Raw genomic sequence first — 7,071 nt, forward strand, 5'->3', positions numbered from 1 at the left:
GGACTTTTGCTGAGTATGATGATGCAGATGAAACGATTTCGTTAAATTCTATTTCTTTTCAAATCACACTGGCAGATATTTACGATAAGGTTGAGTTTGAGGTAATAGAAAGTAGCGAAGATTAGAAATATTTTTTACCGCAGATGAACGCAAATGAAGATTTGATTTGGCAAGAGTGATTAAGAATCGGTCATTTTACCTTTGACTATTAAGTAAATAGAGCCAGGTAACCAGAATAAAAGTGCTGTTCCTACTTGAAAAAAGTTACCATTGTGGAAAGCTTCATATAAATAATAGATGGTGGAAGCTAGACCGATCGCACCAATAATTCGCAGTGTATATGGGTGACTTTTGGGGAAGAAACAAAAGATGGCAATAACAACGCACACTCCCACCAGTCCGGCTGTACCCCAATAGAATAATGGTAGATTTTCAGGGGGTCTGGTGGCTAATATCTCTCGCATTTGCAAGATGAGAGAAATACCTGCAATTACAGAGAGAAAACCTAAAATATTATAGAAAGTTCTGTTCATAATCTTCGATTGTATACGATCATATATAAACTTTAAAAGATAATCATTTATAGATCCCCGACTTCTTGAAGAAGTCGGGGATCTTAACCTACTACCTACTTACCAATTCCCCATTCAGCCATTAGGAAATTTCATCTAAATCGACCCACTCATCATAGGACGAGTCATAATCTAGATAATGTATAAAGTATTGATTGCCTCGGATTTCCTGAATAGTTGCTGTATACCAATCCTCTTCATCATCATCCCAAACTTTGACTATTTGACCAACTGCATATCCATTATCGTCGGATGAATTACGATCGCGAACACGCACATCGGACGCATCAACCCAATCGTCATCAGATGAACCGTAACCGACGTAATTAACAAAGTATTCGTTCTTTTTGATTTTCAGAATAGTTGCTTGATACCAATCTTCGTCGTCTTCATCCCAAACTTCTACAGTTTGACCGACTGCATACCCACTAGCCGATTGTCCGCCCGACGAGCTACTTTGGGGAGAACTTTGTTTTTCTTGTTCGATTTCTGCTTTAACTAAAGTATGTGCTTGCAAAATTAAACGGCGAGCTACAGTTTGAATCCCGGTATGTTCGTAATAGTTAGTAGTTTGATCCAAAAATGCCGCTACGAAATCTAAATTATCATCAGCAATTTGGATAAAACTACCCACATGACTGAGGATTGCTTGGGGAGTAACGCCTGTCTTAGATACTAAGCCGTTCATCCAACCTTGCACGGCGTTGAAACTCTGAGTAATAAAACCGAATTTATCAGAGGTATTACTACCGGGCAGATAGTTTTGTACGGCTGTAAAGGCAGGATTTTGAGCGACTGCGCCAGCATTTGAACCGCTAATCATTTGGTGTATTTTGCTCAAGAAGTCTGGCCCTAATGGGAGCATTCCATCTAGGCAAACTAGAGCGCTCATCCGCATCATGGCGGCATCTTGATAATTGTTGCTGAGAGAATTCGCAAACTCTTGCGGGTTGGGATTAGGAATACCGTTAAGTTTGCAGAAGGCAATAATTTCGACTGCTATTTTCAATAACAGATCGACAGTTTGAGCGGTGTCTGCTTTGGGAGTGATATTGCCTAAAAAAGAGAGGAAACTAATTTTTTCACCTACTTTATTGGCTAAAGCCGCCGTTCCCATTGCTACGTCTGCTTTATCAATTACCTGATAAAGTTGGATGGCTGTTTGGTAGCCTTGTTGAGAATCTTGATATAAGAATGCAGCTCGATCGCGAATTTTTTGGATTACTTTGGCATCGCTTTCTCCGGTAATAGCACGGATACTGTTATCAAAACCCACCAAATTATTCCATTGACCTGGGGCAACGAAATCCAGAGCCTTTAAAGCTTTGACAGTAATACTATCATTTGGTAACTCGTCAACTAGCTGAATAATGGATTTGCCCATGTGTTTATTCTGGAACTATAGAACGCAATAATCTTATTAAATTCTAAGATATCCCCAAAAAGGGGAGTTATTCATAATATTTAATATGAGGATAATATTTAAAGGTTTATTAATAATTCAAAGTAAAAAATTAAAATAAAAAAATAATTAAATATTACTGGCCGATCGGATAGCGATCCGGATAATTCGAGCGATCGCTTGTATGGCCCGCAGAATGGGTATACATATAAAGTAAGATTATATTCATCTGCCATTTGCCACCCCCTCGACCCCATGTTCTGCGACTACCTGGTTCAAATCCTCACCGCCCGCGTCTACGATGTTGCCGAAGAAACGCCTCTAGACTATGCCCCCAACCTCTCTGCACGGCTAAATAACAAACTTTTGCTCAAAAGAGAGGATATGCAGTCTGTCTTCTCCTTTAAGCTGCGCGGTGCATATAATAAGATGGCGAATTTGCCGCCGGATAAGTTAGCACAGGGGGTAATTGCTGCATCGGCGGGAAATCATGCCCAAGGAGTTGCCCTTGGTGCAAGGAAATTGGGGACTACAGCGATTATTGTTATGCCCGTCACCACACCGCAAGTTAAGGTGGATGCGGTGAAAGCTAGGGGAGGAGAGGTGGTGTTGTATGGCGATACCTACGATGACGCTTATGCGTATGCCCGTCAGTTGGAAGCAGAGAAAGGGTTAACTTTTATACATCCATTTGATGACCCTCATGTGATTGCCGGACAAGGTACGATCGGCATGGAAATTTTGCGCCAATATCAGCAACCGATTCATGCTATTTTTGTGGCGATCGGCGGTGGCGGATTGATTTCGGGTATTGCGGCGTATGTGAAGCGGATACGCCCGGAAATCAAGATTATTGGCGTCGAACCGGTGGATGCGGATGCGATGTATCGATCGCTCAAAGCTGGCAAACGGGTAAGATTGCCGCAAGTCGGCTTATTTGCTGATGGGGTAGCGGTGCGGGAAGTGGGGGAAGAAACTTTCTGGCTGTGTCAGCAATACGTAGATGAAATAGTGCTGGTGGATACCGATGCTACCTGTGCGGCGATTAAAGATGTGTTTGAGGATACGCGATCGATTTTAGAACCAGCAGGTGCGTTGGCGATCGCAGGTGCAAAAGCTTATGTCGAACGAGAACAAATCGAAGGAAAAACCTTAGTTGCCGTCGCTTGCGGTGCTAATATGAACTTCGATCGGCTCAGATTTGTCGCAGAACGAGCAGAATTTGGCGAACGCCGCGAAGCCATTTATGCCGTCAATATTCCCGAACAACCGGGCAGTCTGCGTAAGTTTTGCGAATGTCTTGGCAGACGCAATCTAACTGAATTTAGCTATCGCATTGCCGATGAAAAAGAAGCACATATTTTTGTCGGCGTCCAAATTCAAAACCGTGCCGACGCTGGCAAAATGGTCGAAAGTTTTGAACTCTGTGGTTTCAAAACAATCGATCTCACCGATGACGAATTAACAAAATTACATTTGCGCCACATGGTAGGCGGACGTTCTACCCTCGCACACCATGAATTGCTCTACCGTTTTGAATTTCCCGAACGTCCCGGCGCATTAATGAAATTCGTCAGTTCCATGAGTCCGAACTGGAATATCAGTATGTTCCACTATCGCAATAATGGTGCAGATTACGGGCGAATTGTAGTAGGAATTCAAGTGCCGCCCAATGAGATGAAAGAGTGGGAAGCTTTTCTCGATACGCTGGGATATCGCTATTGGGATGAAAGTAACAATCTGGCTTATAAGTTGTTTTTGGGGTAGAGAGAACGGGCAATTGATAATCCGTTTTATCCCGCTGTACACGCTCAATAAAACTCAAATGCAGACTTACACAAAAAAAATCATGCCAATTACTCTTGAGTTAATTGCCAAAATTCATCAAATAAGGCTAGCTTAGCCTCTTTGATGGACAAGAAAGAGCTTTTGCTAAATTTGGAACCGATGCGATATTTCCAGTGTCCAGGATTAAACTTATTGGGAAACACACCCAGATTATATCCATCTATATTTAGAAAATGATTACCTTTGTCCGAAATGCGCCACTTTCTCGTCAGCCACTTTGCTTTTCGAGCCGCCTTATTCTTCAATTTATTTTCTTGCAAGCGGGGATTAATATAGTCATCGCTCAGCTTCTCAGCACACACACAGCCAACCTCAAGTTGGCCATCGAAATCATCATGTTCTAAGATATGGACAAACCGAATACGTTCGTTTCCGCACATCTCACAGGTTGCGTAATCTGTCTCCTCCGGTGAACTACCGTCCTCACGTACATCGATTACTGTTATACATCGCCATCCTTTATGTGGAATTTCAGGCTGACTCCATAAACCAGTCATAGAGTAAATTCAGTAGATTGTTTTGGGATAAAGGGTTTTGAAGAAAGAGCGTGGAGTTTTATTGCTTGCTAACATCTTGTATTCTAGACCTTATAAGTATCCCTTGACAATAGTATGTCATAATTAGCATATTGATCGACAGCACCAGTCCAGTCAAAGAGATAGGCAATAATGAAAAAAGTCTTTCAATCAACCGCAATAGTCGATCGGCATTTGCAGGATTCAGCCCAAATCCATTTCTTTCAATAGGGCGTGTAGCAACATTCCAAAATTCAACACAATTTTGAGAGGTAATATGTAAACTATCACCATTTTGGCGTAGTTTTCGGATAGCTGTTCTGATAGTTGGATGAAGTGAGTGAGAGCGATCGACAAGGCGCAACAGCACGTTAGTATCGACTAAGTACATCACAGTTATGGGTGTTCCTCGTAAATGCCAGCGCGACTCACAGCATAGTCTGATAGTACAGGTACATTCGTTCCTACACAAGCCTCGAATTGATCGGCTAAATTATCTGCGATCGCTTCCAATTCTTCATCCTCCCTTGCAGATATCTCATCTTTAGATTCAGCTTCTTTTACTCTTGAACGTTCTTTATGCAAAGTTAGAAAATCAACGAAATCAAGCACTGACTGAATTTTGGCTTCTGGTAAAGAATGCAGTTTGTGAACTATTTCTTCGATCGAGATTTCCATATTTATATAAACTATGCAAGTAACTTTATCAATTAGTATAGCAGCTTGTTAGATATTTTCGTCTGCGATCCGAGCTATGCTAGCTACAGGTGCGACTGCTAAAGAAATTGGAGAGGCTATCTCTAGTGTAGGATAAATGCGATCGCGACGATGTAGTAAGGTTTGGCGCAGAGAGTATAGAATATATTAGATATGATATATAGCGAACATGGATGATGATAGTAAACCTCTAGTCTGGTTACACGGTGAGGTCAAAACACCACCATTTAGTCAGGAAGCACGTATTGAAACGGGCGTACTGCTGAGGCGATTGCAACAGGGTGAAAACTTGGGATTGCCACATTCAAGACCCATGCCAAGTATTGGCAACCATTGTTATGAATTAAGAGTTCGGGATGCAGACAAGAATTGGAGAATTATTTATCGAATTGATGAAGATGCAATTTTAATTGTGGAGGTGTTTAATAAAACGACAAGATCCACACCTGCTAACGTAATTAAGATCTGCAAAAAACGACTGAGTAAATATGACAGCGATTCAGAGGAATAGTGATATGGATCGAGCTAAAAGAGAACGCCTAGAAGCAAAGGGCTGGAAAGTTGGAACGGTTTCCGAATTTTTAGAACTGACCCCAGAGGAAACCGCATTAATTGAAATTAAATTAGCCCTCAGTCGTAGTTTAAAAGAGCGACAAAAAACGCTAAGTATTGCCTTAGCTGAAAATGCCGATGCTTCTGTTTCGATCGAATTACTGATCCGAGCTATGCTAGCTACAGGTGCAACTCCTAAAGAAATTGGAGAGGCTATCTCTAGTGTAGGATAAATGCGATCGCAAAAAGCTATGTTATAAACCTTCTATGCAAACACCACAAACCGAACCAACACCTGAAGCCTTAATGCCAAGCCTTTATGAAACTGACTTTTATGCGTGGACGCAAGAACAAGCGAAACTGCTCAAACATCAGCAATGGAGTCAGCTTGACTTGCCTAATTTAATAGAGGAGATTGAATCTTTGGGAAAACAACAGCGTGCAGAACTGAGAAATCGATTAAAGGTTTTAATCGGACATCTGTTGAAATGGGAATTTCAGCCGGAACGACGAAGCCGTAGTTGGTTAATGACAATTCGCGTTCAGCGTCGCGATACTCAAGAATTACTGCAAGAAAATCCCAGTCTCAAACCTTATCTGCAAGAAGCAATTCAAAAAATATATGAGAGTGGTAGAGATCTGGCTGTCGGAGAAACAAACCTGCCACTCAAAAGCTTTCCTGAAAATTGCCCGTATACGTTAGAAGAAATTTTTAGCGATCGCTTTTATCCAGGTGAACTTGCGGCGGATGACTTAATGGAATAATGGCTTATTCAGCAAAACTAGCTCAGATTAGCATCTGTATGATAAGTTTGAGCGGGTAGGATCGCCTACAGCCAATCTTGTATAGGAATGTCACGTTATGAGAAAACTTTACTTTTTGCTTCCCGGTACAGGTAAAAAATTTGCTTGCGGTGGTCTTTGGGCAGAGTTAAAAACATACAATCTTGCTAAGCAAGTTTGCAGTGCGGAAGTCGTGACTTATCGTCAGCGGGAAAAAGACACGCTTTTTTTAGATGACTTGCTGAAAGAGCCAAATTTAGATGATGTTATTTTGGCGATTAGTTGGGGATTTGATGTCCCTAAACTAGCTGCCAAGCTGAAACCATATAATGTGATTTATCACGCTCACAGCAGTGGGTATGGATTCAAGCTTCCAGCTAGTATTCCAATTATTACGGTTAGTCGAAATACGATGGGGTATTGGGGACAAGCATCTCCTTACTCGCTCATTTACTATTTGCCCAATCAAATTTCTGATGAATTTCAAAATTTAAACCTTGAGCGGGATATTGATGTTTTAGTCCAAGTCCGCAAATCTTCTGAATATCTCTTGCAAGAATTGATTCCGGCTTTGCAGAAACAATTTAAAGTCTGCGTTGTTGATTCCTATGTAGAAGATTTACCCGGTCTTTTCAATCGAGCAAAGGTTTATTTGTATGACTCCGCCGAGTACTGGGCGCTA

The 7,071-nt window shown here is 41.5% G+C and carries 10 protein-coding genes; 5 read left to right on the forward strand and 5 right to left on the reverse strand.

Features of this window, described 5'->3' with window-relative positions; all coding sequences use genetic code 11:
- Nucleotides 1-179: 179 nt before the first annotated feature.
- Together H6S82_RS12710 and H6S82_RS12715 are read right to left on the reverse strand one after the other, a co-directional pair.
- The gene (locus tag H6S82_RS12710; protein ID WP_190461843.1) at nucleotides 180-533 is read right to left on the reverse strand and encodes a hypothetical protein; all 354 of its coding nucleotides are present in this window, start codon (nucleotides 531-533) and stop codon (nucleotides 180-182) included.
- Between the two features lie 121 nt (nucleotides 534-654).
- Nucleotides 655-1,956 (reverse strand): Tudor-knot domain-containing protein, encoded by a 1,302-nt coding sequence (locus H6S82_RS12715; protein WP_190461842.1) that lies wholly within the window; start codon nucleotides 1,954-1,956, stop codon nucleotides 655-657.
- 273 nt (nucleotides 1,957-2,229) lie between these two features.
- Here H6S82_RS12715 and ilvA point away from each other — a divergent pair, with 273 nt between their 5' ends.
- Nucleotides 2,230-3,741, forward strand: a complete 1,512-nt coding sequence (gene ilvA, locus H6S82_RS12720) for a threonine ammonia-lyase, biosynthetic (protein ID WP_190461839.1) — start codon at nucleotides 2,230-2,232, stop codon at nucleotides 3,739-3,741.
- An 89-nt stretch (nucleotides 3,742-3,830) separates the two neighbouring features.
- Here ilvA and H6S82_RS12725 read toward each other — a convergent pair whose 3' ends face one another.
- The 3 genes from H6S82_RS12725 to H6S82_RS12735 are packed head-to-tail and all read right to left on the reverse strand — an operon-like array spanning nucleotide 3,831 to nucleotide 5,015.
- Nucleotides 3,831-4,319, reverse strand: a complete 489-nt coding sequence (locus H6S82_RS12725; protein ID WP_190461837.1) for a hypothetical protein — start codon at nucleotides 4,317-4,319, stop codon at nucleotides 3,831-3,833.
- 58 nt (nucleotides 4,320-4,377) lie between these two features.
- Nucleotides 4,378-4,728 carry a PIN domain-containing protein gene (locus H6S82_RS12730; RefSeq protein WP_206756602.1) on the reverse strand — a complete coding sequence of 117 codons (351 nt, stop codon included), beginning with the start codon at nucleotides 4,726-4,728 and terminating at the stop codon, nucleotides 4,378-4,380.
- A gap of 5 nt (nucleotides 4,729-4,733) precedes the next feature.
- A complete protein-coding gene (locus tag H6S82_RS12735) occupies nucleotides 4,734-5,015 on the reverse strand; it encodes a hypothetical protein (protein WP_190461834.1) in 282 nt (93 codons plus the stop codon).
- Between the two features lie 208 nt (nucleotides 5,016-5,223).
- Here H6S82_RS12735 and H6S82_RS12740 point away from each other — a divergent pair, with 208 nt between their 5' ends.
- The 4 genes from H6S82_RS12740 to H6S82_RS12755 form a co-directional block, all read left to right on the forward strand.
- Nucleotides 5,224-5,565, forward strand: coding sequence for a type II toxin-antitoxin system RelE/ParE family toxin (locus tag H6S82_RS12740; protein ID WP_190461832.1), 342 nt, complete (start codon nucleotides 5,224-5,226; stop codon nucleotides 5,563-5,565).
- 4 nt (nucleotides 5,566-5,569) lie between these two features.
- Nucleotides 5,570-5,839, forward strand: coding sequence for a transcriptional regulator (locus H6S82_RS12745; protein ID WP_190461829.1), 270 nt, complete (start codon nucleotides 5,570-5,572; stop codon nucleotides 5,837-5,839).
- A gap of 34 nt (nucleotides 5,840-5,873) precedes the next feature.
- On the forward strand, nucleotides 5,874-6,371 hold the full coding sequence (locus tag H6S82_RS12750; RefSeq protein ID WP_190461828.1) for a DUF29 domain-containing protein: 498 nt from the start codon (nucleotides 5,874-5,876) through the stop codon (nucleotides 6,369-6,371).
- A 97-nt stretch (nucleotides 6,372-6,468) separates the two neighbouring features.
- Nucleotides 6,469-7,071: hypothetical protein (locus H6S82_RS12755; protein WP_347339491.1), on the forward strand; the 603-nt coding region annotated here is incomplete at its 3' end.

The sequence above is a fragment of the Planktothrix sp. FACHB-1355 genome (assembly GCF_014748295.1).
Classification (GTDB): Bacteria; Cyanobacteriota; Cyanobacteriia; order Cyanobacteriales; family Aerosakkonemataceae; genus Aerosakkonema; species Aerosakkonema funiforme_A.